We start from the raw sequence: 22,885 nt of genomic DNA, 5'->3' as shown, positions 1-22,885 counted from the left end.
AACCGTAGGCCCTGCCCACAAGCGTAAAGAGGGGGGCGAGTAGCGGTGATTGCGGATATCATAGGCCACATTTTCGTTTGCAAGTTGTGTTTCGATGGCCCGAATAATACTTCGATGGGGCTCTTCCAAAAGGGAATGCCCGGTCTCGTCTAAAAGTTCTAAACAAACAGATGTTGGAGAAATTGATGTCGGGTCTTTGGCAAGGTAGCGAAGCCAAGGCGTTTGATCCACCCATCGTGCAATAGTGGCTGCATTTTTCTTGCATCGGCGATGGAGCTCTGGCACCCCTAACCGTTGAGCCCAATGAAGGGCTGTCAGACAGTCCTCAACGCTGAGCATCGAGGGCGTATTGATCATCCCCCCTTGAAAGATCTCCTCAATTAATTCGCGCCCTTTTGTGAGACGAAAAAGACGGGGGAGAGGCCAAGAGGGGGTGTAAGTGGTCAAGCGTTCAACGGCTCTGGGGCCCAAAATGAGCATACCATGAGCTCCTTCGCTGCCCAATCCCTTTTGCCAAGAGAATGCGACGACATCCAGCTTTGACCAGTCTAGGGGAACACAAAATGCAGCCGAGGTGGCATCACAAATGGTTAACCCTTCACGTGTGTCAGATATCCAGTCGAGATGGGGAACACACACACCAGATGTCGTACCATTCCAGGTAAAGACGACGTCTCGATCGGGCGTGTGGGCGGATAGATCTGGGAGTTGACCAAAGGGGACGGAAAATACCCGGGTGTCTTGAAGTTTTAATTGATCACACACGTCAGTGACCCAAAGTGACCCAAACAAGTCCCAGGCAAAAACATCTACCCCCCGGCTTCCCAGAAAATTCCATAAGGCACATTCTACTGCACCTGTGGCAGAGCCCGGCATAATGGCGATGCGAAAGTCTTTGGGGACATTTAAGATTTCGCCAGTAAGGGTGATGATTTCATTAAGTTTAGCCTGCCCACCAGCGGAACGGTGGCCACGGCCGAGATACGCGTTCTCTAGATTTGATAAGGTCCAACCGGGATGTTTTCGTGTTGGACCAGAACAAAAATAAGGTGTTTCAGGCTTTGCTGTTGGCTTTTTCATAGGCAAGGAGTTTCTCTTTAATGTCTGAACCCCAGTGATACTCTCCAATATTCCCACTTTTTAAAATGATGCGATGGCAAGGAATGGCAATAGATAGAGGATTTTCTCCAACGGCTGTTGCAACAGCACGTACGGCTTTAGGATTCCCAATACGTAAAGCAAGCTCCTCATAAGAAAGAGTCGTCCCGTAGGGGATTTTCGTCATTTCAAGCCATACGGACCGTTGGAGATCTGTGGCTTCCATGGCGTCGAACACTTCTTCCATAACTGTATAGGTCCCATCGAGGGCAGATTTTACCATGTTTCCAATGGCTTCATCATCGCGAATTGTGGTTGCGGTTGTGATGCTTTCCTCAAAATCATCCATGATGGCTTGAAGGACCGTTTCGGCATCGCCTAACTCCTCGATGTCTTCTTGACCGATAAAGCCTGTCAGCATTAATTGACCGAGGCCCCCAATTCCATAAACAAGCCCAACAGGGGTTTGTGTGAGGCCATACACAACATCAGATACAAGTAAGCGCATTGGAAAAGGGACGGGTTCCCCCTCTTCCTCCATGGTGGCTATGATATTTTGAAACATGATCCGCGCTTCTTCAGGGTCCATGTTGTCGACAGCTTCCATAAAAGCATCAAAGTCTAAATCGTCCAAATTTTCTTCATTAGAGGTGTTGGAGTTGGATTGTTTGGTCATTTTATTTCCTTATAAATTCTATGCTGCTGCACTCTTGTCAGCGGTTTCTATGGTTTCAACGATGTTGTGGACCAGGCGCGTCAATGTTTGTTCATCATCGCCTTGTGCCATGATTCGAATGAGGGGTTCAGTTCCTGATCGACGAATTAAAAGTCTCCCTTGGTCCTTGATCAGATGCTTTTCAGCTTCCTCAATGACTTTTCGAACACGCCCATCTGTTAAAGGGGCAAAACTGTTCGTTCTGATGCTTTTCAAGACTTGCGGGACCGTATCAAAAATCCGCCCGAGTTGACTGGCTTTAAGCTGCTTTTGTACCAGGACGCATAATATTTGTAAAGCAGCGATGATGCCGTCACCTGTGGTTGTATAATCGCGTAAAATGATGTGGCCGGATTGTTCTCCCCCCACATTGCAGCCATGGGTTCGCATCGCTTCGAGGACATATCGATCGCCAACGGCTGTTCGAATCAGTTTCAAGTTCTTGCTTTCCAGGTAACGTTCGAGACCTAGATTCGACATATGGGTCGCAACGATTCCGTCTCCCCGAAGGTCCCCATCCTCAGACCAGGACGTTGCAATAAGAGCAAGCAGTTGGTCACCATCAAGTGTTGCACCTGTTTCGTCAACCATCATGAGCCGATCTGCATCGCCGTCGAGGGCAATGCCAAGGTCCGCTTGATTGGCTAATACGGCCTCTTGTAAAGCACCGAGGGATGTGGCGCCACATTGGTCATTAATGTTGGTTCCGTCAGGAGTGATGCTGATGGGGATAATGTCAGCGCCCAGTTCCCAAAAAACCTTGGGGGCCACTTTATAAGCAGCGCCATGGGCACAATCAACCACAATTTTCAAACCATCTAAGCGCATACCTCTTGGGAATGTTGCTTTGGCAAACTCAATATATCGACCCGTTGCATCATCAAGACGGCGTGCTTTGCCTAACAAGGTGGAGTGGGCAAGGGGCATCGTTCCAGGGGAATTATTTGTGGGGTGGTCATGTTTTAAGATCAGGGCTTCGATTTCTTTCTCCTCACCATCGGAAAGTTTAAATCCATCAGGGCCAAAAAACTTAATTCCATTATCAATATAGGGATTGTGAGAGGCTGAAATCATTACGCCTAAATCTGCTCTCAAAGAGCGCGTTAACATGGCAACCGCAGGCGTTGGAAGGGGGCCCAGTAAAACGACGTCCATTCCCATGGAGACAAAACCAGCTGTGAGGGCAGATTCAACCATGTACCCGGATTGGCGGGTATCTTTACCAATGACCACGCTGTGGCGATGATCCCCGCGGGTAAATTTCAAAGCGGTTGCCATCGCTAATTTCATAATGAGATCAGGGGTGATGGGCCAAACATTGGCTTGGCCACGCATGCCATCGGTTCCAAAAAATTGGCGGGTATCTGTCATGAGTCGCGATCGCCTTTAAGCTGTCTCAGTTGCAGGAATTCTGGAGCGCGGCTTTTTCTTGCGCATATTTCCAGATATAGCGTCTTGGACTGGCGCGGCCCCCTCTTCAAGAAGAGCCTTGATTTCGTCACCACTTAATGTTTCGAATTCTAACAAAGTTTTTGCAAGAAGATGAAGCTTTGGAAGTTTCTTCTTCAAAAGCTTTTGGGTTTCCTCATAGCAAGCGTCTAAAATCTTGCGAACTTCCTCATCCACCATTTGAGCGGTCATCTCTGAGAGGGGTTTTGTCTGCGTAACAGAGTGACCAAGAAAGACTTCCTGTTGGCGCTCGCCATACGTCTGGAATCCCATACGATCACTAAGTCCCCATTCCGTGACCATACGGCGGGCAATTTCAGTTGCCATACGAATGTCGGAGGAAGCACCCGTGGTGACTCTATCATACCCAAAAATCATTTCTTCGGCGAGACGTCCACCCATGGAGACCTTGAGGTCTGCCAACAATTTGCTGCGCGACATAGAAATACGATCACCTTCTGGCAGGCGCATCACCATGCCTAAGGCCATCCCGCGGGGAATGATGGTCGCTTTATGAATGGGGTCAGAGTCGGGCGTATAAAATGCGATGATGGCATGCCCTGATTCGTGATAAGCGGTGAGGCGCTTTTCTTCTTCAGTCATGACCATAGAGCGGCGCTCAGCTCCCATCATGACTTTGTCTTTTGCTTGCTCAAATTCATGCATACCCACCGCAAGCTTTCCACGTCGTGCAGCCAAAAGAGCAGCCTCGTTCACGAGGTTGGCTAGATCAGCTCCTGAAAAGCCGGGGGTGCCGCGTGCAATCACTTTGACATCGACATCAGGGGAAAGGGGGACTTTGCGCATGTGCACAAGTAAAATTTTCTCGCGCCCCGCAACGTCTGGGTTCGGCACGACGATTTGACGGTCAAAGCGACCGGGGCGCAAGAGCGCTGGGTCTAAAACGTCTGGGCGGTTGGTGGCAGCGACCAAAATAACGCCTTCGTTTTCTTCAAAGCCGTCCATTTCAACCAACAATTGGTTGAGGGTTTGTTCGCGTTCATCATTTCCACCGCCAAGACCGGCACCCCGATGGCGCCCGACTGCATCAATTTCATCAATGAAGATGATACAAGGAGCATTTTTCTTGGCTTGCTCAAACATATCGCGAACGCGACTGGCGCCGACACCCACAAACATTTCCACAAAGTCGGAGCCTGAAATGCTGAAAAAGGGCACATTCGCCTCGCCAGCAATGGCACGAGCCAAGAGTGTTTTACCCGTACCTGGAGGCCCAACCAAGAGAACGCCGCGAGGGATTTTGCCGCCAAGGCGCTGGAATTTTTGAGGGTCTCTCAAGAAATCAACAATTTCTTCAAGATCTTGTTTGGCTTCATCAATGCCAGCGACATCCTCAAAGGTAACCTTTGTTTCATTTTCTGAGCGTAAACGTGCACGCGATTTTCCAAACCCCATGGCTTTGTTGCCACCGGACTGAATTTGACGCAAAGAAAAGATGGAGAAAGCAACCAATAAAATAATGGGTAACCAAGATAAAAACATATGGAAAAGGGACGGCATTTCTTCTTCAGGAGGCCCAGCTTTGACGTGGACGCCTTTTTCAATGAGTTTTGGAATCAGGGTTGGGTCTTTGGGAGCATAAGTTGTAAAGGCATGTTCATCCTTCATTTTACCCGTAATGCTGTCTCCACGAACCATGACTTCCTTGACCCGTCCCTCATTGACATTCGTCAGAAAATCTGAAAAAGCAAGAGGAGGATTCGGGGCTCGGGATGAAGAGCCGGGCAAAATTTGGAAAATCCCAAACAAAGCAACGGCGATTAATACCCAAAAAAATAAATTCCGATTGGCGTTGTTCACTTAAAAATTCCTCTACCCAGATTAAGATACCCAAGTCTTCGATGGGACAATATCTTTTACCTATTATATAGCATAGGCCTCCCCTTGGAGGGAACCATAAAGTAACAAAAGCAAGAAAAAACAAATGCACAAGGGCAATTTGGGTTGTGTCCTAGTCCTGCACATTGATCCTCAACAGTCTATTTTATTTTTCTAAAATCAGCACCCACTTCATATTCGATAAGAACGTTTTCCAACCGAAATCTCAGAACCGCGTCTTTTACTGTATCGTCATCCTGATTTTGGATGTCATAATCTCTTGGGTAGGAAAAAAGAGCTTCTTTCATCATGAGAATAAACGCATCTTCAGAGGTGAATTCCTCTACATAGGCTTCAAAATGATGCCTGGCTAATTCATCATTCTTTCCTCGTACTGATTCGACAATATTGTCTATCGGCGTTTTTCGTCTTTCAAGGGATCCTTGATTTTCTGTACTAAACTTAACAATTTTTTCTTCGAGATGCTGACGAAAAGGCATTAAGTCACACCATCTTATCGGTCTAACAGCAACGTCAGGGTTCTGGAATTCCATTGTAAAAGACGCCATAGGCGTGGTTAGCGCGACAAGTCCAGTTAAGAGAATGATTTTTTGGATTTTTTTCATAATATTTCCTCTGCACATTGATTTATGGATTTTTGAATTTGATTAGGTCTTAATAACAAAGGCAGGAAGGCATTTCAATATTTGATAAGAGTTGCATCCTTCTGGTGACAATATGATGGTAATTTATTTGAGATGACAGTCCGCCTTCGCTAAAGCTCCGGCGTGACACCACGCCTTAGCGCGTTCCGCGAGACGGCGGGTGGCGCGCCCGAAGAGAGTCGAACTCCTAACCTCCAGATTCGTAGTCTGATGCTCTATCCAATTGAGCTACGGGCGCAACGCTTCAAAAACTAGCGGATCTGGGTCTTACATGCAAGTGAAAATTGAGACAGCGAATCGAATCCCCTACAATTGCTTCATGATCATCGTGCAAAAACTGGACTTATTGGTTGCGACACAAAGAGAAAGCCGCATCTTTTGTCATGATCAGATAGTCGACAAGCTTGATATCGAGGGTTTTCAGGCTAGTGCCAAACGCCACAAATTGAGCTTTGTCTTTGGGGGAAGGCTTGACAGAACCCTCTTTGTGATGAATGAGGACAACGTTGGAGATGCCGGCGCCGAGAATCTCTTTGACAAGTTCCCGCGCATAAAATTGGACATGGTTCCCGGACCCTTTCTTGTAAATGAAGTCTTTTAAAATCCCATGATCCTCGTTCAAGTAAAGGAGGCGTATCGCTTCTCCATCAAACTGGGGGGCGGTGAGTCTAAAGAAGGAGAGACCTTCAAACGGGTCATCAGTGTTTGTGGGATAAACATCTGGTTTGATGATCTCCCGAAACACCGAGTAAATGACCTTAAGACGGTGGATGGTTGAAGGCGTAAGCCCTTTGATTTTCTTGAGGTCTGTGGGGTTTTGGCGAAGTACTTCCAAGAGGCTGCCAAAGGTTTGAATCGCGCTTAAAGAAATCACTTCAACATCCCCCTTTATTCTTAAGGTCAGGAGCAACTGTTTGAGGAGCTCCTGGTCTGATAGGTTGAGTCGATAACCCAAAGGTTGAGGGGAGGGCATTAGGCCAGCCTTTCTATATCCTTATAAACTCTGCGCAAGGCCTCCAGACCCAACTCCTTTGTTTCATGATGGGAGATGAACATTTGAGCGGCTCGAATATCACTCAAAGCTTCACCAAGGGTGGCCTCATAATTTTTTCTTTGTACTCTTCGGTCTTTTTGCCAGGTAGCGACTTCATTGATGAGGGTGAGGGCGTCTTCTTTAGTGTCTTCTGGATGCTCAAGGAGGTGGGCATAAGACCTGATCAGCTGTGTAGAAAAGAGAAGATCAGAGGTCAGAGTCAAAATTTCAGATTTGGTGAATTTACCCCCCTTATTAAAGGCAATGCTGATCACCCCCGGAGCAGCCGGTGAAGAGAAGGGAGCGGTGATCCCTTTGAAAATTCTTAAATCTTGAGCTTCTTTAAAGATCTGGTGTTGGAGAGGGCTTGCGTCCCGCGAGATTTTCTCTCCCCAGGCAAAGGGAAGGAAAGAGCTTTTTAAAAGACCATAGTCATGGGCTTGATAATTTTGTGAAAGGTATCGTTCTTGCCATTCGATTGGATAGGTTGTGACAAGGGTGAACTTTTCGCCGCTTGTCTCAACGTAGGAAAAATAGTCATGGTCGACATCGACGAGACATTTTTGTGCAAATTCTAAAAGGGTTAGATTCATGGTGTTTGTTTTACCACTCATTTTACGTTATTGTGCGTATATTACGCCAGTTTAAGGATAATTTTAAGAAGAAAGATTCCGATGCCTCTTCGCCTCGCTTCCAACCTTTTGTTTGATTCGGATCAAGAGAATCTTTTCGAAGTCGCGGATATTCCCAACAATACCTTATGGGTCTCAGCACGGGTTTATAAATCCATCAGAGGAGGATCTGCAGGGTATGAGGTATGGCTCTATGAGTGGGATCCTGTATTAAATAAAGAAAAATCCCGTCTTGTCCAATCGTTTGATGACCCTGAATCCGCAAAAGCGCTTGCGATCCAAATTTCAAAAGGGTGAAAGTCCCTGTAACATACCTTCCCGAGTAACACTTTGTAACATTCTAGTGTTTGCCCTTATGGTCTAACTGTTCCATCCTATTCTTAAGGAAACGAAATCGTCGCCATACTTGTTTATTGGCTTTTATATTGGGAATTTTAGAGATGACACAAATTCACCCAACCGCGTTGATTGACCCGAAGGCTCAGCTTGGTAAAAATGTGACCGTTGGTCCCTTTTGTTGTATCGGTCCAGATGTCGTTCTAGGTGATGAGGTGACGCTTATTTCCCATGTCACGATTGCCGGGCGCACCAAGATTGGGGCGAATACGATTGTTTATCCGTTTGCGTCTATTGGTCATCCGCCGCAAGATTTAAAATATGCGAGCGAGCCCTCCGAACTTATCATCGGCGACAACAATAAAATTCGTGAATATGTCACCTTACAGCCTGGCACCGCAGGCGGCGGCATGGTTACAAAAATTGGTGATCACAATTTATTTATGGTGGCCTCCCACGTTGCGCACGATTGTCATATCGGGAATCACGTGATTATGGCCAATGGGGCCACTTTGGGTGGTCATGTTCATGTTGAAGATCATGTCATCATTGGCGGCTTATCCGCGGTTCATCAGTTTGTGAGGATCGGTGCCCATGCGATTATTGGCGGTATGTCAGGTGTTGAGCACGATGTGATTCCTTATGGACACGTTAAAGGCGAACGCGCTCATTTGTCTGGATTAAACCTCATCGGTCTTAAACGACGTGGTTTTTCTAGCCAATCGATTCAGTCATTGCGCAGTGCCTATCAGGACTTGTTTGAGGTATCTGATCAACCTTTGGCGGATCGCGTTGATGCTGTAGCTGAAAAACATGCTCAAAATGGGGACGTTATGCAGATGATTGGGTTCATTCGAACAGAGTCTCCGCGGCCCCTTTGTTTGCCTGAATCTCTTGCGGGGTGATCCAGGTGACCCAAGTCATTGGTCTCTTTGCAGGACGGGGGGAGCTTCCCCTCAAAATCATAGCCCACTGTCATGAACAGGCACAGCCTCTCCACCTCATTGCTTTTGAAGGACAAACGGATCCTGAATTTGTAACTCAACAAGAAAAGCTTGTTGAGGGCCATCTTTGGACACACTTTGGCGCGGTCGGAAAAACCCTAAAATATTTGAAAGCCCATAAGGTGACCCACATTGTCATGGCAGGCGCTATGAATCGCCCCTCGTGGTCTGAAATAAAGTTGGATTGGAAAGGAACTCAATGGTTCGCGAAATTGGGACTTGCCAAAATTGGGATGAAAAGTTCGGGAGATGATGGACTGCTCACCAGCATTATGGGTCTCTTGAAAGCCGAAGGAATTGACGTGATCAGTGCGACAGATATCCTGGATGACTTACTGGCGCCAGAAGGGGTCATGGGTCGTCATCAGCCTGGAAAAACCGATTGGAAAGACATCTCACAGGGAAGGGATGTTGCGCGTCTTTTGGGCTCTGGAGATATCGGGCAGGCGGTCGTCGTTCAACAAGGCCTCGTTCTTGGGGTAGAAGCCATTGAAGGAACGGAAAGCCTTCTGGCCCGGTGTGGCACATTACGACGAGATGGTCCCGGGGGCGTGTTGGTCAAAATGGCCAAACCCCAACAGAGCCGTGCGGTAGATCTTCCCACAATCGGCGTGTCGACGGTTCATCAAGCCAAGGCTGCCGGGTTGGTCGGAATTGCTATTGAGGCTGGAGCCACCCAAATATTGGATAGACATGCCGTTATTGCGGCTGCAGATGAGGCGGGCCTTTTCCTTGTAGGTGTTGGTGCGGCATGAAAAAATATACGGTTTTCCTCTCTGCTGGCGAGCCATCTGGCGATTTCTTAGGAAGTCAGTTGATGAAAGCTTTAAGAGGCCAACTCGGCGACCACGTTACCTTTGTTGGCATCGGCGGTCCTCTCATGACAGCGGAAGGGCTCAAGTCTTTATTTCCCATTGAAGAGCTGTCCATTATGGGGCTGGCCGAAATTATTCCTCACATAAGACGGATCTATCGGCGCGTAACAGAAACCGTGGCGACGATTCTAAAACTGGCTCCCGATATTGTAGTGACCATCGATTCCCCAGGGTTTAACTTTCGGGTTGGCAGGGCGTTAAAGCGGCGCAATCATGGCATTCATTTGGTCCATTATGTGGCTCCCTCGGTATGGGCTTGGCGACCGGGTCGGGCGCGGGCTGTGGCTGAATTCTTAGATCATTTAATGGTTCTTTTTCCTTTTGAGCCGGGATACTTCTTAAAAGAAGGATTGCCAACCACATTTGTGGGGCATCCTGTGGTGGAGCTTGGTTTAGATCATTTGAAGGATTCTACCTTTCGGGAGCGTCACAATATTCCGCCAACTGTTCCCATTTTAACCCTTTTGCCGGGCAGTCGTCGGGGGGAGATATCACGGTTATTGCCCGTTTTTGAGGAAACGACCCGATTACTTCAAGAGAAAATTCCTGACCTCCACATTGTGATTCCAACCTTGCCGCATTTGAGAGACCAAATTCAAAAGCAATTCACCCTTCCCGCAACCATTGTAACAACCCCTTTCGAGAAGTTTGCAGCTTATCAAGAAAGCCAAGCCGCCCTTGCGGCCAGCGGCACTGTCTCTCTTGAGCTTGCAGCTGCGGGAGTACCCATGGTGATTGCCTACAAGATCAATCCGATTACACACTTTTTGTTGCGGCGGATGGTGCGGATAAAATATGCGTGCCTCGTGAACTTGCTCATGGGTCAAGAAGTTGTGCCCGAGCGACTTCAAAAAGAATGTACGCCTGAGAACCTAGCCGCTGTCTTAGAAGGCCTGGTGTCAAAAGACAAAATTGGGGATGTCCACCATCTTGAGCGGGATCTTATGATTAAGAACATGCATGAGGCTGTGAAAAAGCTCAATCCTCCCTTGGCTCAATATACACCAAGTATCTTTGCCGCTCGCCAGCTCTGTTGGATCATGGGGGTTTATTCCTGAGATTCGCCTCGAATGATATTCATAATTTGAGCGAGGAGAGCTGGATCGATGCCGGGCGCTTCCTTTAATAGATCATCAATGCGCCTTAAGTCTTCGTTTTTCTGATTAAGAACCCGACAGAGTGTGCCATTTGTTTCTTGAGAGTTTTTCTTTACGGTGGCCAGTTCGAGGGATAATTCAGAGTTCTGCTTCTGGAGAGAATCTATGATTGCTTCCTGTTGGACAATCAGGGCTTGACTCTGAAAAGTCACATAGAATTGTTGTGAGATAAGCTCACGTTGACCCTCGAGACGCGTCTCATATTCCATTTTCATGTCAAGATTTTCAGCTTTGCTGGCAAATAAGTCTTTTTGGAGTCCTCTAACGGTTTGTTTATCCGTACAAGCGCAGCCAGGTATTTGTTCGGAACCCTCTGATGGATTAGGTTGCAGCCCATTCATAGATGAGGACCTAAGAAAGGAGACAATAGCAGGGTCGTTCATAGCGTGATGGGTCTCATCCGCAGCCATGGTCGTTGTGACGCTGATAAGGCTCATATAGAAAGAAAGAGGTATTGTTTTTATAATATTCATAATTTTAACCAGGGAAATTCATTGCGTATAAGACTCTATTTTGTATAGAGATCAATCTGATTTCTGTCAACAACAAGCCTCAAAGGGGAGGGGGGTGATTTCGTTAATGTCCTGGTTTCTCATAATTCGAAAGTTTCTCCTTTAAGGCATCGACCTCTGCTTGTTTTGCATCATAACTTTCTTTTAGTTTAACAATGGCAAATTCCAAAGCATCAATTAATTGGTGTTGTAGCTTAAGAGTTTCTTTGTCTACCTTTGCTTCTTCAAGTATTTTTTCTTGCAGTTCAATAACTTGGAGTGCCTTTTCCCTTTCATTAAATAAGGCGACCCTTTCAGCTGTCTGGTCCCAATCCTTCATTTGCAAGGCTTCTAATTGAGCCTTCAAGAGCGAGGTCTCATCCATCAGGTCTTGGAGACGTTTGGCATCAGATAGTTGAGGCTTCATTTGGCTTCCGTTTTTAAGACCAGAAGTTTTTTTTAAGGGTGAAGTGGATGGGGGACGGTGATTTATCGCAGCTGAAGGAATTGCGGTGGTTAAGCTTAATCGACGGGGCGGGGTATTGCCACGTCCATTTTTATCGCTTTCTTCCGTTCCAATAGATACAGTCGCATTTACAAGGCTCCCCCAAAAGGCAACCGTTAAGATTCTCACTAACAGCATGTTTTCTAGACCAACTTGACTCTAATCTTGACTTTAGAATAGTCCGACTTGAAGGGTTGGTCCAATACTTATACGAACGCCTTAATGGGAACGGGCTTATCCGGCTTACTATTAAGAAACAACCCTTTATACACCGGGCGCTGTGTATACTCTGGATGAAATCCTCTTATTTCTTCAAGTAGAGGGTGTGTAGCATCCGGAAAAGTCTTGTTCTTAAAAGAGTCCTTCAAGACTTGGCTTGCGACGGCATAGATGTCTTTAATCCAGTTAAACAGGATGACTTGGCGATCAATTTCTTCGCGGTCAAGTCGAAGGGTTTCTTTAACGTATTCTTGTAGCTTCTCTGAAGCTTCTTTATTTTCGTCGACTAAGGTCTGAAGGTTTCGTCTTTCTGCTTCTCTTTTTTCAAGGAGGACTTTGAATCTTTGAAAATCGCCGCCGAGGTTTACAAAAGTTTTGTTCTGCTTCAAGGCATCTGCAACGGCTTTGAACCAGCGAGAAATAAGAACGCCGGTTTTGATGTCTGAAGATAAAAGCGCGTCTGCAGTCCGGGGAATTTCTAAGCCGTTCATTGTATATAGCTTGTGGATTCTCTCTGAATGCCACTTTCCTATTTTCCCATCCATATCTAACAATTGCTCATACATGGAATTGTTTTCAGTATAATCAAACCCTGAAAACTGAAAGGTATAATGTTGGAATAAGCCTCTTAGAAACACATCTTGCAAACGCGCAGGCTCCCAGTTATCGCCGTTTTGATGCATAGCTGCAAAAGTTCCTTCAATTCTCAATTTTAAATCATGGGAAGATGACCTGCCAAAGGTGGCTTCCATTTCAGCAATGCTCAAGTTGGGCAAACGATCTGTCTTTGCAGGGGCAACCGTAAGGAATACTTTTTTGGGTTCTGGTTCTGGCTGGGGCACAGTCTTTTTGGCAAATTCTCTCTTTTCAATCTCCAGGCTCTCTAGATATTCTCTTTTCGTAAGGTTTAAGGCTTTGGCCATTGCAACAATTGGATCAGTATCATCTTCTGCTTTGAAAGCATTTGGATTGCCAAATAGTGTTCTTTCATTTTCTAAGAAAGTTAAATATTCTCGTGTTGTCATCCCTAATTCCTTAGCAATAGCTTCAGGCGATTTGCTTTCCATAGCTTGTATCATAAATGTACAGCTCATGAGGATTAAACAAGAGAGTGCTTTTATAGGTTTATTCATTTTTCGTATCCTTAAATATGTAGAGAGGGGTATTCATATATATATGAATACCTAATGAAATAGATAATCAACTATAGAATAAAAAGCAATAAAAAATTAAATATAAAGATTTGATTTAAACAAGAACCCAAATGCAAATACCTAACAAAATCCGGTAGACAACGAAGATGGTTAAGGAATGATTGGTAAGGAACCGTAGCATGAAGTGGATAGCCGCAAGACCCGCTATGGCAGAAAAAAGAATACCCAAACCGATCTCTGACCAAACAGCGGGAGTATTATCCTTGATGGCGTCATAAGCCGTAAGGGTGGCAGCGCCGGTGATGGAGGGTATGGACATGAGAAAAGCGAAACGCGCGGCAGCTGTGCGCGTGAAACCAAGAGCGAGACCGACGCTTATGCATATGCCGGATCGACTTACGCCGGGGATGAGAGAAATGGCTTGACCAAGCCCAATGAGGAAGCCACGCTTCAGTGTGATTTTGTTTATATCCTCCTTTTTGGAACCAATGCGGTCTGTAAAATACAGGACAAGCGCAAAGAGGATGCTGGTAGTCGCGATAACACTCACCTGACGAATGTCGTTAAGTCCCATTTTCTTTAAGAGAAACCCAACAACAATTGCAGGCAATGTGGCAACCACAAGACTCAAAGCTAGGCGCACTTGGGTGTCAAAGTCACGCTTCTTAAAACCACCGAAGCAATACTTCAAGAAGTGCGTGATCATACCCCATACATCACTCCAAAAGTAAATCAGGACCGCTGTTAGGGTTCCCACATGAAGGGCTACATCCATTTCAAGGCCTTGATTTTGCCACCCGAAAAGGTGTGGCAATAGTACCAAGTGACCGGATGAAGACACGGGCAAAAACTCCGTGAGTCCTTGAATCAGGCTGAGGATAAGGATGTGGAGCGTGGTCATGGCAGCTCCAAGACCATGCCGTCGTAGGCGGGGATTACGTTTTCAGGAGTGCGAGAATTGATGTCATCATAATCCAAGTGATGGGTCATATGGGTTAAGATGGCCTGGGCTGGTTTGACTTTACTGATCATTTTGAGGGTTTGTTCAACGTTTGCGTGGCTGATGTGTGGCTCATCCCGTAAACAATCAACCACCCAGGTATTAACCCCTTTGAGGGCTTCATAGCTTTCTTCAGGGAGCTCAATAAGATCAGTGGAGTAGGCAAAATCACCGATTCTAAATCCAAAAGAAGAGCGATGGCCATGATATTGGAGATAGGGGATGATTTGGATGCCCTCAAAGTCGATGACCTCTTCAAGTTCACGGCCTTCTAGGAACGCTGGGTAAAGGGAATCCATGGTCACCAAAGCATATCGGTAGGCCTGACGTAAACGACTCATTGTACCTTGATCAGCGTAGAGTGGAATTTGCTGGCGATATTTTGCATAAATTTGACGCAAATCATCAAGGCCACCCACATGGTCCGCGTGATCGTGGGTGATCAATACCAAATCTATATTAGGGACACCTGCATCCAAGAGCTGCATTCGCAAGTCAGGACTGGTATCGATGAGAATATTCTTACCCTTTGTTTGGATTAAGATAGAAGCTCGACGACGCCGATTCTTGGGGTTGTTTGGATTGCAGGATCCCCAGTCTCCCGTGATAAGGGGCACGCCACCCGAGGCACCGCAGCCCAAAATCGTAATTTTCATGTTTCTCGTCTCGCTTTAGTGAACAACGCATAAAAGTTGTCCGTAGTTGCTGTTTCGATCGCACTATAGCTTAACCCTTTTAGAATCGCCAAGAGTTCTGCTGTGTGTCGCGTGAAGGCAGGTTCATTTCGCTTGCCACGATGGGGGACAGGAGCCAGGAAAGGTGCGTCTGTTTCCACAAGAATGCGGTCCAAGGGGGTTGTTTGGGCAATTTGACGCAAGGTTTCTGCGTTTTTAAAAGTTAGGATGCCCGAGAAAGAAATGTAAAACCCTAGGTTGAGAGCTTTTTGCGCTAAATCTTCGCTCCCACTAAAGCAATGGAACACACCCTTAGCCTTTCCTTGTCCAACATTGGTGAGGCAAGCGATGGTGTCCTCATCGGCATCGCGCGTGTGAATAATGAGGGGAAGCTCAAGATCCATGCTTGCTCGAATATGGTCAGAGAACGAGGCGATTTGGTCTTCACGGGGGCTGTTATCATAGTAATAATCCAGGCCCGTTTCGCCAATGCCAACAACCTTAGGATGTTGCGCTAAAATTTTGATTTGATTATAAAGGGTGTCCCCCTCATATCCTTTCACATATTCCGCGGCGTCATGGGGATGTACGCCGACGCTGCAAAAGACCCGCGGGTGCTGATCGGCAATGGCTTGCAGGTCCTTGGCCTGACTCAATTTTGTATTCACTGTCAAATAAGTGCCAACACCATTGGCTGATGCGCGCGCAAGCACAGCCTCTAAGTCTGACGTGAATTCTGGGAAATTGAGGTGGCAGTGACTATCAACGAGCATTTATAGTTTCTCCTCAACCCATCGGGGGAAAACACCTTCGGGCGCGGGCAGAGTTGTTCCAGGTACAAGAGCCGATACAAGATGAGCAAAGGTTCTTTTGTCTTCGGGGATCGCCAGCTGGTCCAGAATGCGAGCGCTGGCCTCTGGGAGTAGTGGTTGGGTCAGGATGGCAATTTGACGGATGGTTTCAGCTAACACATATAGAATTGTCCCCATGCGAGCAGGATCTTCTTCTTTAAGGGACCAGGGCTTTTGCTCATCAATATAGCGGTTGGCTTGAGCGATGAGGTGCCAAATCTGCTCGATCATTTTGTGAAGAAGTTGCTTTTCAATATCCGAGCGTAAGGTCGTTATGAGATTTTTCGCACTCAAAAGAAGCTCTTCATCGAGAGGCAGTAATGATTCTGGATTGGGAAGAACCCCCCCACATGTTTTTCCAATAAAAGACAATACCCGTTGCACGAGATTCCCATAACTATTGGCCAAATCGCTATTGAGTCTTGAGATGAGGGCGCTCACAGAAAAGTCCCCATCATTACCAAAGGGAATTTCTCTCAAGAGAAAGTATCGCACTGGGTCCCGTCCGTACTTTTCAACTAAGGCGTTGGGATCAATCACATTGCCAAGGGATTTCGACATTTTTTCTCCCTCGATTGTCCACCATCCATGGGCGAAGACGCGTGTAGGGGGTGGCAATCCAGCAGCTAAAAGAAATGCTGGAAAATAAATAGATTGAAAGCGCAAAATATCTTTTCCAACGACAAGAAGGCTGTTCGCCCAGTATTCATCCCGCTCTTCACTATTCTCAGGATATTCTAAAGCCGTCAGATAAAAGGTTAAGGCTTCTAGCCACACATACATGACGTGAGCCGGATCTCCCGGGACAGGGACGCCCCATTTAAAGCTTGCTCTGGAAACTGATAAATCATGCAAGCCCCCTTCAACAAACCGTAAGACTTCATTCCGACGACTATCAGGTGCAATAAAATCAGGGTTTTCTTTATAGAACTTCAAGAGAGGTTCCTGCCATTTTGACAAGCGGAAGAAGTAGCTAGGTTCGGTCACCCATTCCACATCGGCACCCGTTGGGGCTTTTCCATCGATGATTTCTGATTCCTGGTAGTAGGTTTCGTCCCGAATGGCGTACCACCCAGCGTATTCTCCGAGATATATTTCATCTCGATCTAACAACTCTTTCCAAATATGTTGCGCGGCTTTGTAATGACGAGGCTCCGTTGTTCGGACAAAGTCGGTGTGGCTGAATTGCATGAAGGTCGCCAAATCTCGAAAGTTTTGAGAAACTGTGTCCACAAATTCTTTGGGGTTTTTACCAGCTGTCATGGCCGCCTTTTCAACTTTTTGGCCGTGTTCGTCCGTGCCGGTGATGAATTTGACGCTATATCCATCCAAGCTCTTGAAACGCGCAATCATATCGCAGGCAAGTGTCGTATATAAATGACCAATATGGGGAACGTCGTTTACATAGTAAATCGGCGTAGCGATGTAAAACTTCTTAGAATGATCCATAAATAAATTCATCTCCGACAGTTGGATTTTCAATAATAAAAAAGACGGCCATAACAACGTGGTTGCGATCCAAATGGCTGGTTCGCGCGGTTTCTAAGAAATGACTTATTCTTTGAAAGGCGTCAACCCAGTGGGTCATGGCTCTCAGTTTGGTGAGGTGGCTTAATCCTTCGTTTGAGGGCGCATCTGGCATGGGAAGGTGGGCAAGTATAATTAGATGATGAAGTGCCCACAAGATCAAGTCCAACATAACATCATAGTTGGGATTGTCCTTGTCAAAAGTCGCAGTCAAACTTTGTGCATGGCGCCAATCGCCTTTCAAGGCACCGCCCATGGCTTGGATGATCAGGTCGAGAAGTTTTTGTCCCCCCGCTTGTTGTAAGGCGACAGCACGTCCAATACTTCCGCGAGCAAGGGGCAAAATGTCTGGGGAGACAGCGGACCCTAGATTTTTCGCTATTTCTGTTTCTGATAAAGGGTGAAGTTGCAGGATACATGCGCGGGAACGAATTGTTGGCAGAACTTGCCCCAAGGAATGGGTAATGAGAAAAAATATGGTTTTGGCAGGTGGTTCCTCTAAAATTTTCAAGAGGGCATTCGCCGCGCTGCGGTTCATTTCATCCACCGCATCAATAATGATCACGCGCCACCCTGGAATCGCCGCGCTTTGGCGCAAGAAAGCGTTGACTCTTCGGCCTTCCTCCACATTAATTTCTCGAGGCATTTTTCCGTCTGCATTTAAGGTTCGCTCCAGGCATAGAAAATTAGGATAGGTTCCTTGAACAATCTGACGGGCAATCGTGGTGGGATCCTGTCCTTCGTGGGCTAAAATCTCTCGAGCCATGGTATAGGCCAGTGTGGCTTTACCAATGCCCCGTTCCCCACTTAAGAGCCATACGGGGTGCATGGCATTGCTGTGAAAAGCCTTCCTCAATTGGTCATGGCCCTCTTGATGCCCAACCAAAATCATCTGTCCCTTAGGGGGAAGATCGGAATTAATAGGGTTAGGAATAGATGTCACAGGCTCTCTTCTCAATGAAAACAGGGTAAGTTAGATATGTTGTAGCAAAGCCAGCTCTTAGTTGACAATGGGAACTTCAAAAAATTGTGAATTGGCTCTTTTATTCAAAAGCACAGTCGTACTAAGATGGTTTTCAACAGGATTTGTCCCAAAAGGTTTTTTGAACAGTATGCGTACTCTTTATCATTATACATTGTGCCCCTTTTCCCGAAAAGTTCGGTTGATATTGGCCGAAAAGAAACTTGATTTCGAACTTGAAGTTGAGCGTACCTGGGAGAAGCGTCCGGAATTCATCACATTAAATCCAGCAGGAAAAGTCCCTTTGTTGGTGGATTTAAATGGCACTGCGATTATTGATAGCATGGCCATTGCAGAATATTTGGATGAAGCTTACCCTGAACGTCTTCTCGTTGGCGTTGGACTTACCCATCGCGCTGAAGTGCGGCGATTGACGGCTTGGTTTGATGATAAGTTTGCCCAAGAAGTTAGTGTCAGTCTTCTGCTTGAGAAGGTGCTAAAAAAAGACTTATATCATGACCACTCGGGTCCAAATTCAGCGGTTCTGCGATTGATAAAGGGTAACATCCACGATCATCTCTCCTATATTTCTTGGTTGGTAGATCGTCGTAAATGGCTTGCGGGGGATGAGTTTTCCTTAGCGGATGTGGCAGCCGCAGCGCATTTATCAATCGTTGATTATTTAGGGGATGTGCCTTGGGATAAGCACGAGTTAGCGAAGGATTGGTACGTGCGGATTAAATCTCGCCCCAGCTTCCGGGCATTGTTGGCAGATCGATTGCCGGGAAGGGCACCCTCCAGTCATTATGAGAATCTAGATTTCTAGTGTCGCGTGAAGGTCTCTTCATCTTTGGTCTCGGTTATGTGGGGAAAGCCTTAGGGCGCGTCCTTATGGCAAAAGGATGGCGCGTTGTCGGAACGACCCGAAGCGACTCCCACGCTCAAAATTTAAAAGATGAGGGGTTTGACGCTCTTGTTTGGGACGGTCAATCGCCGCTGCCTTCTGAGGCTTTTAAAGGCATCACCCATAGTCTTATCACCATCCCACCGGACGAAGAGGGGGATATCGTTTTGAGGCATGTTGCTGTTGAAAAGATTCCCTCAAAATGGATTGGCTATGTGTCGGCGACCTCTGTATATGGGGATCATCGTGGGGCTTGGGTGACTGAAGATGCCTCATTAAATCCAATCTCACTCCGGGGTCGGCAACGTCTCCTCGCTGAAACTCAATGGCTCGAGAAGCGAGCTCAATTCCCCGACTTTCCAATTCACATCTTTCGTCTGAGCGGTATTTATGGGCCTGCTCGTAGCGTGTTAGAGAGTATTCGGGCTGGGTCTGCTGTCCGTATAGATAAACCAGGCCATGTCTTTTCACGGATTCACATTGAGGACATTATCGCAGTTTTGATGGCTTCCATGGCCAATCCTCTTCCGGGGGACATATATAACCTTGCGGATGATGAACCAGCCTCAACGGCGGACGTGATTGCCTATGGTTGTTCGCTTTTGGGAGTAGAGGCCCCCCCGTTGATTCCCATTGAAGAGGCGGATCTTTCGATGGCCATGCGAGAATTCTATAAAGATCTTAAACGGGTGAGCAATCAAAAAATAAAGGAAACGTTGGGGGTTCAGCTAAAGTATCCTACTTATCGAGAGGGTTTGAAGCATTGCTGACTTTGCTATTTTCGAACCCTTCAGAAATTGGTACCTTAAGGGGGGGAACGTCGTAATAAGGAAATAAGATCTTGATGAAGAATATTCACCGCCGTGGCATTATGCTTGTCCTCTCTTCTCCCTCGGGAGCTGGAAAGACAACCATTGCGACCCGTTTGCTTGATTTGGAGCCTGAGCTGACCCCGTCAATTTCGGTTACGACGCGCCCCAGCCGGCCTGGGGAAGTGGATGGTCGTGATTATGTGTTTGTCACGAGTCATGAATTTCATGAAAAGGTCGAAAAGGATGAGCTTCTGGAACATGCGGAAGTGTTTGGGTATTCCTATGGGACACCAAAGCGCCAAGTGTTAGATGCTTTAAATGGTGGGAAGGATATTATTTTTGATATTGATTGGCAAGGAACGCAACAATTGGCCCAGCTTGCGCGATCAGATTTGGTCAGTGTATTTATCCTCCCCCCCTCAACAAAAGAACTGGAACGGCGCTTGCGCGCGCGTGCTCAAGATAATGACGAGGTTGTCAATAGGAGAATGGCGGATGCAGCTAATGAGATGAGTCACTGGGCGGAATATGACTATGTCATTATTAATCATGATCTTGAACAAAGCGTTGCACAAGTACGCTCAATTCTCATTGCCGAACGTTTGCGTCGAACACGCTTGCCTGGGGTGGTTGATTTTGTGAATGGATTGCGCCACAGCAGTTGATGTTGTTATGGGAACACTGTTTCTTTTACGAAAAACGCACCCAATGGTTCACCATAACGAGTTGAATAATTCCCCAAACAATCGCTGCTAGACCTGTTGTGATGAGGAACTTCTTCCTTAAATTTGGGTTTTTTGGGAAGCCTGTGGCAAAACCCTTTTCGGGATTTTCTTCAGTGTGAATGCCAAAAGGCAGAACCGTAAATAACAAAACCCACCAAATGACGAAAAAAACCATAGCTCCTGAAACAACACTCATTTACGAATTCCTCAAAATTATCTATAGTACGTTCATCAAAGAGCTTTTCAGCAAATGATTTAATTTATATATACCCATTTTAACAAAAGGCGCTCTGAAATGCCCCTAGTTTCTTTTACCAAAGCCGTTGCCCTTGGAAATGACTTCGTTATTTTAGATGCCAGATATAGTCCTTTTTCATTAACGATCGATCAGATTCGTATCCTTGCAGATCGCCGACAGGGAGTTGGGTGTGACCAAGTGATTGTTCTTCTCCCCCCAACTGATCTTCAAGCCGACGTTCGCCTCAGAATATATAACAATGATGGCAGTGATTCGGGAGCTTGTGGAAATGGGACGCGGAGTGTGGCTCGTCTTCTTATGGAAACGGAAGGAAAGAATGAGATTTTCATTGAGACGGCAGGAACCATTTGTCAGGCAGCGTGGGCACAAGAGAAAAAAGGGGAAGAGGTGGGGATATCCGTTACGTTGGGTATTCCTCGGTTTGATTGGGATCACATTCCCTTGGCGAATCCTGAAGCTTTACGGGATGTGTCTTATAATACCATCGCTTCCTTCTGCGTGAATGTAGGCAACCCCCATGCGGTCTTCTTTGTGGGGGATGTGGACGAGATTCCTCTGGCAAGTATCGGGCCACAGATCGAAAATCATCGGGCATTTCCAGAACGCATTAATGTGGGTTTTGCCGAAATAGTCAATAAAAGTACCCTTCGATTGCGGGTGTGGGAGCGCGGTGCGGGTTATACAATGGCTTGTGGAACTGGGGCTTGTGCAGCTGCCGTTGCCGCCATTCATCAAAAATTGGTTTCCTCTGGTCAATCGCCGCTTCGAATCATTCAAGAAGGGGGCGAGCTTCTCGTGGATTGGCGAGAAGGGCACCCCATCACCATGATTGGCCCAGCACACATCAAATTTCATGGGGAAATTTTTGTGTAGCTGAGGTGGTCCATAAAAAAACCCCCCATTAGAAGGGGGGCTTTATGATGATCCGTTGATTTTTTCAGTCTAAGGTTTTGTTTTTGAGGGATGATACAATTGGTTCGGGCCATAAGTATGATCATACCTGTGGTCCGCTTTACCAAAGTGATCTCGTTCATAGTTCTTATAATAGTCATTATCATAGTAAGCAGAGTCTGGATATGTCCCATAATAAGGTGGGTGATATCTTCCCCCTTCACATGCGTCTAGATCATAAGGGTTTGCGCAACCTGTTAAAGTTGTAACAGATACGACAACTGTGGTCAGAAGAAATGTTACTGTAGAGAAATTCATGACAACCTCTGTATTAAAATTAAACTAACAATTTTATTATAATTCTATCAATTCTTAACAATGGGTTAACAAATGCCCTATTCGTTAAATTTCTTGGATAGCTTTCAAAACATCCCGGGCGTGGCCGCTAACTTTAACTTTACGCCAAATCTGACGGATAATTCCATCTTCGTCAATGAGAAAAGTTGACCGCTCTATCCCAAAATATTTTTTTCCATACATCGATTTTTCAACCCATGTCCCGTAAGCCTCGCATACTTCCCCACTTTCGTCTGATAATAGGGGAAAATTAAGTCCATGTTTGCTTTTGAATTTGTCATGAGTTTTTGGGGCGTCTTTTGAAATACCAAAAACCATTGCATTCAGGACATTAAAGTCTCTTAAGCGATCCCGAAAATCACAAGCTTCTGTTGTGCATCCACTTGTATTGTCTTTTGGATAAAAATATAGGACAACTTTTTTGCCCAAGTAGTCAGATAATTTGTAAAACTGCCCGGCATCGCCAGGCAGTTCAACATCTGGAGCTGTGCTTCCAATTTCAAGAGGCACTTAAGAAGCCTTTTGTTCTGCTTTTGGCTCTTCTTTTGGTGCTTCAGCTGGTGCAGCTTCACCGGCTTTGTGCTCTTCAGGTTTCCCTGCTTCGTGTGTTGTGGCTTCGCCAGGCTTTTGCTCTTCTTTTTTACCTTCACAGGCGCCGAGCAATGATACTGCAAAAACAGATAGTGCTAAAAGTTTCCAATTCATAATTTAATCTCCCATAATCTGAATGTTAATAATACTCTCTAGCCTCA

Annotated in this window: 27 protein-coding genes and 1 tRNA gene; 8 read left to right on the top strand and 20 right to left on the bottom strand. The window is 46.3% G+C overall.

What is annotated here, in order from left to right; all coding sequences use genetic code 11:
- The 8 genes from K2Y18_04630 to K2Y18_04595 all read right to left on the bottom strand — a co-directional run.
- On the bottom strand, window positions 1-1,086 hold a 1,086-nt coding region (locus tag K2Y18_04630), incomplete at its 3' end, for a phosphoserine transaminase (protein MBX9805024.1).
- Window positions 1,055-1,519: an MGMT family protein gene (locus K2Y18_04625; protein MBX9805023.1), complete on the bottom strand. Its 465-nt coding sequence runs from the start codon at window positions 1,517-1,519 to the stop codon at window positions 1,055-1,057. The genes K2Y18_04625 and K2Y18_04630, both read right to left, overlap by 32 nt.
- 273 nt (window positions 1,520-1,792) lie before the next feature.
- Window positions 1,793-3,184 carry a phosphoglucosamine mutase gene (glmM, locus tag K2Y18_04620; GenBank protein MBX9805022.1) on the bottom strand — a complete coding sequence of 464 codons (1,392 nt, stop codon included), beginning with the start codon at window positions 3,182-3,184 and terminating at the stop codon, window positions 1,793-1,795.
- A gap of 15 nt (window positions 3,185-3,199) precedes the next feature.
- The gene (ftsH, locus tag K2Y18_04615) at window positions 3,200-5,083 is read right to left on the bottom strand and encodes an ATP-dependent zinc metalloprotease FtsH (protein MBX9805021.1); all 1,884 of its coding nucleotides are present in this window, start codon (window positions 5,081-5,083) and stop codon (window positions 3,200-3,202) included.
- A gap of 179 nt (window positions 5,084-5,262) precedes the next feature.
- A complete protein-coding gene (locus K2Y18_04610) occupies window positions 5,263-5,727 on the bottom strand; it encodes a hypothetical protein (protein MBX9805020.1) in 465 nt (154 codons plus the stop codon).
- A gap of 200 nt (window positions 5,728-5,927) precedes the next feature.
- Window positions 5,928-6,004 (bottom strand) — tRNA-Arg (locus K2Y18_04605).
- Window positions 6,005-6,109: 105 nt separating this feature from the next.
- Window positions 6,110-6,739: a hypothetical protein gene (locus tag K2Y18_04600; GenBank protein MBX9805019.1), complete on the bottom strand. Its 630-nt coding sequence runs from the start codon at window positions 6,737-6,739 to the stop codon at window positions 6,110-6,112.
- Window positions 6,739-7,392 (bottom strand): autoinducer binding domain-containing protein, encoded by a 654-nt coding sequence (locus K2Y18_04595; protein MBX9805018.1) that lies wholly within the window; start codon window positions 7,390-7,392, stop codon window positions 6,739-6,741. Before K2Y18_04595 ends, K2Y18_04600 begins: the two co-directional genes overlap by 1 nt.
- An 81-nt stretch (window positions 7,393-7,473) precedes the next feature.
- Between K2Y18_04595 and K2Y18_04590 the strand changes: the two genes are divergently transcribed.
- The 4 genes from K2Y18_04590 to lpxB all read left to right on the top strand — a co-directional run bounded on the left by K2Y18_04590 (window position 7,474) and on the right by lpxB (window position 10,704).
- Window positions 7,474-7,728 carry a hypothetical protein gene (locus tag K2Y18_04590; GenBank protein ID MBX9805017.1) on the top strand — a complete coding sequence of 85 codons (255 nt, stop codon included), beginning with the start codon at window positions 7,474-7,476 and terminating at the stop codon, window positions 7,726-7,728.
- Window positions 7,729-7,871: 143 nt separating this feature from the next.
- Window positions 7,872-8,672 carry an acyl-ACP--UDP-N-acetylglucosamine O-acyltransferase gene (gene lpxA, locus K2Y18_04585; GenBank protein MBX9805016.1) on the top strand — a complete coding sequence of 267 codons (801 nt, stop codon included), beginning with the start codon at window positions 7,872-7,874 and terminating at the stop codon, window positions 8,670-8,672.
- A gap of 5 nt (window positions 8,673-8,677) precedes the next feature.
- Window positions 8,678-9,526, top strand: a complete 849-nt coding sequence (lpxI, locus tag K2Y18_04580) for a UDP-2,3-diacylglucosamine diphosphatase LpxI (protein MBX9805015.1) — start codon at window positions 8,678-8,680, stop codon at window positions 9,524-9,526.
- Window positions 9,523-10,704, top strand: a complete 1,182-nt coding sequence (gene lpxB / locus K2Y18_04575) for a lipid-A-disaccharide synthase (GenBank protein ID MBX9805014.1) — start codon at window positions 9,523-9,525, stop codon at window positions 10,702-10,704. The genes lpxI and lpxB overlap by 4 nt, the downstream gene beginning before the upstream one ends.
- On the opposite strand, the gene K2Y18_04570 is transcribed toward lpxB, so the two are convergent.
- The 8 genes from K2Y18_04570 to K2Y18_04535 form a co-directional block, all read right to left on the bottom strand.
- Window positions 10,695-11,276: a hypothetical protein gene (locus K2Y18_04570; protein ID MBX9805013.1), complete on the bottom strand. Its 582-nt coding sequence runs from the start codon at window positions 11,274-11,276 to the stop codon at window positions 10,695-10,697. The two genes, lpxB and K2Y18_04570, sit on opposite strands and share 10 nt — an antisense overlap.
- Before the next feature lie 103 nt (window positions 11,277-11,379).
- Window positions 11,380-11,937 (bottom strand): hypothetical protein, encoded by a 558-nt coding sequence (locus K2Y18_04565; protein ID MBX9805012.1) that lies wholly within the window; start codon window positions 11,935-11,937, stop codon window positions 11,380-11,382.
- Between the two features lie 68 nt (window positions 11,938-12,005).
- Window positions 12,006-13,151 carry a hypothetical protein gene (locus K2Y18_04560; protein ID MBX9805011.1) on the bottom strand — a complete coding sequence of 382 codons (1,146 nt, stop codon included), beginning with the start codon at window positions 13,149-13,151 and terminating at the stop codon, window positions 12,006-12,008.
- A gap of 115 nt (window positions 13,152-13,266) precedes the next feature.
- The gene (locus K2Y18_04555) at window positions 13,267-14,073 is read right to left on the bottom strand and encodes an undecaprenyl-diphosphate phosphatase (GenBank protein MBX9805010.1); all 807 of its coding nucleotides are present in this window, start codon (window positions 14,071-14,073) and stop codon (window positions 13,267-13,269) included.
- Entirely contained in the window at window positions 14,070-14,828 is a 759-nt protein-coding gene (locus tag K2Y18_04550) for an MBL fold metallo-hydrolase (protein ID MBX9805009.1), read from the bottom strand. The genes K2Y18_04555 and K2Y18_04550 overlap by 4 nt, the downstream gene beginning before the upstream one ends.
- Complete coding sequence (locus K2Y18_04545; GenBank protein MBX9805008.1) at window positions 14,825-15,619, bottom strand: TatD family hydrolase; 795 nt, start codon at window positions 15,617-15,619, stop codon at window positions 14,825-14,827. Before K2Y18_04545 ends, K2Y18_04550 begins: the two co-directional genes overlap by 4 nt.
- Window positions 15,620-17,146 (bottom strand): methionine--tRNA ligase, encoded by a 1,527-nt coding sequence (gene metG, locus K2Y18_04540; GenBank protein ID MBX9805007.1) that lies wholly within the window; start codon window positions 17,144-17,146, stop codon window positions 15,620-15,622.
- The gene (locus K2Y18_04535) at window positions 17,133-18,167 is read right to left on the bottom strand and encodes an AAA family ATPase (protein ID MBX9805006.1); all 1,035 of its coding nucleotides are present in this window, start codon (window positions 18,165-18,167) and stop codon (window positions 17,133-17,135) included. Before K2Y18_04535 ends, metG begins: the two co-directional genes overlap by 14 nt.
- Window positions 18,168-18,327: 160 nt before the next feature.
- Here K2Y18_04535 and K2Y18_04530 point away from each other — a divergent pair, with 160 nt between their 5' ends.
- From K2Y18_04530 to gmk, 3 genes are all read left to right on the top strand, one after another.
- A complete protein-coding gene (locus K2Y18_04530) occupies window positions 18,328-19,011 on the top strand; it encodes a glutathione S-transferase family protein (GenBank protein ID MBX9805005.1) in 684 nt (227 codons plus the stop codon).
- The gene (locus K2Y18_04525; protein MBX9805004.1) at window positions 19,011-19,859 is read left to right on the top strand and encodes an SDR family oxidoreductase; all 849 of its coding nucleotides are present in this window, start codon (window positions 19,011-19,013) and stop codon (window positions 19,857-19,859) included. The genes K2Y18_04530 and K2Y18_04525 overlap by 1 nt, the downstream gene beginning before the upstream one ends.
- A gap of 74 nt (window positions 19,860-19,933) precedes the next feature.
- Window positions 19,934-20,566, top strand: a complete 633-nt coding sequence (gene gmk, locus K2Y18_04520) for a guanylate kinase (protein ID MBX9805003.1) — start codon at window positions 19,934-19,936, stop codon at window positions 20,564-20,566.
- Window positions 20,567-20,591: 25 nt separating this feature from the next.
- Here gmk and K2Y18_04515 read toward each other — a convergent pair whose 3' ends face one another.
- Window positions 20,592-20,822 (bottom strand): DUF1467 family protein, encoded by a 231-nt coding sequence (locus K2Y18_04515; protein MBX9805002.1) that lies wholly within the window; start codon window positions 20,820-20,822, stop codon window positions 20,592-20,594.
- Window positions 20,823-20,921: 99 nt separating this feature from the next.
- On the opposite strand from K2Y18_04515, the gene dapF reads away from it, so the two are divergent.
- Window positions 20,922-21,758 (top strand): diaminopimelate epimerase, encoded by an 837-nt coding sequence (dapF, locus tag K2Y18_04510; GenBank protein MBX9805001.1) that lies wholly within the window; start codon window positions 20,922-20,924, stop codon window positions 21,756-21,758.
- Window positions 21,759-21,827: 69 nt separating this feature from the next.
- Here the strand turns inward: dapF and K2Y18_04505 are convergent, their stop codons facing one another.
- From K2Y18_04505 to K2Y18_04495, 3 genes are all read right to left on the bottom strand, one after another.
- Window positions 21,828-22,094, bottom strand: a complete 267-nt coding sequence (locus K2Y18_04505; protein MBX9805000.1) for a hypothetical protein — start codon at window positions 22,092-22,094, stop codon at window positions 21,828-21,830.
- Between the two features lie 84 nt (window positions 22,095-22,178).
- Complete coding sequence (bcp, locus tag K2Y18_04500) at window positions 22,179-22,643, bottom strand: thioredoxin-dependent thiol peroxidase (GenBank protein MBX9804999.1); 465 nt, start codon at window positions 22,641-22,643, stop codon at window positions 22,179-22,181.
- Window positions 22,644-22,838 carry a hypothetical protein gene (locus K2Y18_04495; protein ID MBX9804998.1) on the bottom strand — a complete coding sequence of 65 codons (195 nt, stop codon included), beginning with the start codon at window positions 22,836-22,838 and terminating at the stop codon, window positions 22,644-22,646.
- Between the last annotated feature and the right edge of the window lie 47 nt (window positions 22,839-22,885).

Source organism: Alphaproteobacteria bacterium (assembly GCA_019746225.1).
GTDB lineage: Bacteria > Pseudomonadota > Alphaproteobacteria > Paracaedibacterales > VGCI01 > VGCI01.
This window is presented reverse-complemented; position numbering and strand designations above follow the sequence as displayed.

What these genes read in the sequence shown, in the direction of transcription:
- K2Y18_04565 (MBX9805012.1), bottom strand. Translation starts at nt 11,937, where the DNA reads ATGCTGTTAGTGAGAATCTTAACGGTTGCCTTTTGGGGGAGCCTTGTA.
- metG (MBX9805007.1), bottom strand. Translation starts at nt 17,146, where the DNA reads ATGGATCATTCTAAGAAGTTTTACATCGCTACGCCGATTTACTATGTA.
- K2Y18_04600 (MBX9805019.1), bottom strand. Translation starts at nt 6,739, where the DNA reads ATGCCCTCCCCTCAACCTTTGGGTTATCGACTCAACCTATCAGACCAG.
- K2Y18_04505 (MBX9805000.1), bottom strand. Translation starts at nt 22,094, where the DNA reads ATGAATTTCTCTACAGTAACATTTCTTCTGACCACAGTTGTCGTATCT.
- K2Y18_04555 (MBX9805010.1), bottom strand. Translation starts at nt 14,073, where the DNA reads ATGACCACGCTCCACATCCTTATCCTCAGCCTGATTCAAGGACTCACG.
- K2Y18_04595 (MBX9805018.1), bottom strand. Translation starts at nt 7,392, where the DNA reads ATGAATCTAACCCTTTTAGAATTTGCACAAAAATGTCTCGTCGATGTC.
- K2Y18_04515 (MBX9805002.1), bottom strand. Translation starts at nt 20,822, where the DNA reads ATGAGTGTTGTTTCAGGAGCTATGGTTTTTTTCGTCATTTGGTGGGTT.
- K2Y18_04590 (MBX9805017.1), top strand. Translation starts at nt 7,474, where the DNA reads ATGCCTCTTCGCCTCGCTTCCAACCTTTTGTTTGATTCGGATCAAGAG.
- K2Y18_04560 (MBX9805011.1), bottom strand. Translation starts at nt 13,151, where the DNA reads ATGAATAAACCTATAAAAGCACTCTCTTGTTTAATCCTCATGAGCTGT.
- K2Y18_04610 (MBX9805020.1), bottom strand. Translation starts at nt 5,727, where the DNA reads ATGAAAAAAATCCAAAAAATCATTCTCTTAACTGGACTTGTCGCGCTA.
- dapF (MBX9805001.1), top strand. Translation starts at nt 20,922, where the DNA reads ATGCCCCTAGTTTCTTTTACCAAAGCCGTTGCCCTTGGAAATGACTTC.
- K2Y18_04545 (MBX9805008.1), bottom strand. Translation starts at nt 15,619, where the DNA reads ATGCTCGTTGATAGTCACTGCCACCTCAATTTCCCAGAATTCACGTCA.
- K2Y18_04550 (MBX9805009.1), bottom strand. Translation starts at nt 14,828, where the DNA reads ATGAAAATTACGATTTTGGGCTGCGGTGCCTCGGGTGGCGTGCCCCTT.
- K2Y18_04570 (MBX9805013.1), bottom strand. Translation starts at nt 11,276, where the DNA reads ATGAATATTATAAAAACAATACCTCTTTCTTTCTATATGAGCCTTATC.
- lpxB (MBX9805014.1), top strand. Translation starts at nt 9,523, where the DNA reads ATGAAAAAATATACGGTTTTCCTCTCTGCTGGCGAGCCATCTGGCGAT.
- K2Y18_04495 (MBX9804998.1), bottom strand. Translation starts at nt 22,838, where the DNA reads ATGAATTGGAAACTTTTAGCACTATCTGTTTTTGCAGTATCATTGCTC.
- gmk (MBX9805003.1), top strand. Translation starts at nt 19,934, where the DNA reads ATGAAGAATATTCACCGCCGTGGCATTATGCTTGTCCTCTCTTCTCCC.
- glmM (MBX9805022.1), bottom strand. Translation starts at nt 3,184, where the DNA reads ATGACAGATACCCGCCAATTTTTTGGAACCGATGGCATGCGTGGCCAA.
- lpxA (MBX9805016.1), top strand. Translation starts at nt 7,872, where the DNA reads ATGACACAAATTCACCCAACCGCGTTGATTGACCCGAAGGCTCAGCTT.
- K2Y18_04625 (MBX9805023.1), bottom strand. Translation starts at nt 1,519, where the DNA reads ATGCTGACAGGCTTTATCGGTCAAGAAGACATCGAGGAGTTAGGCGAT.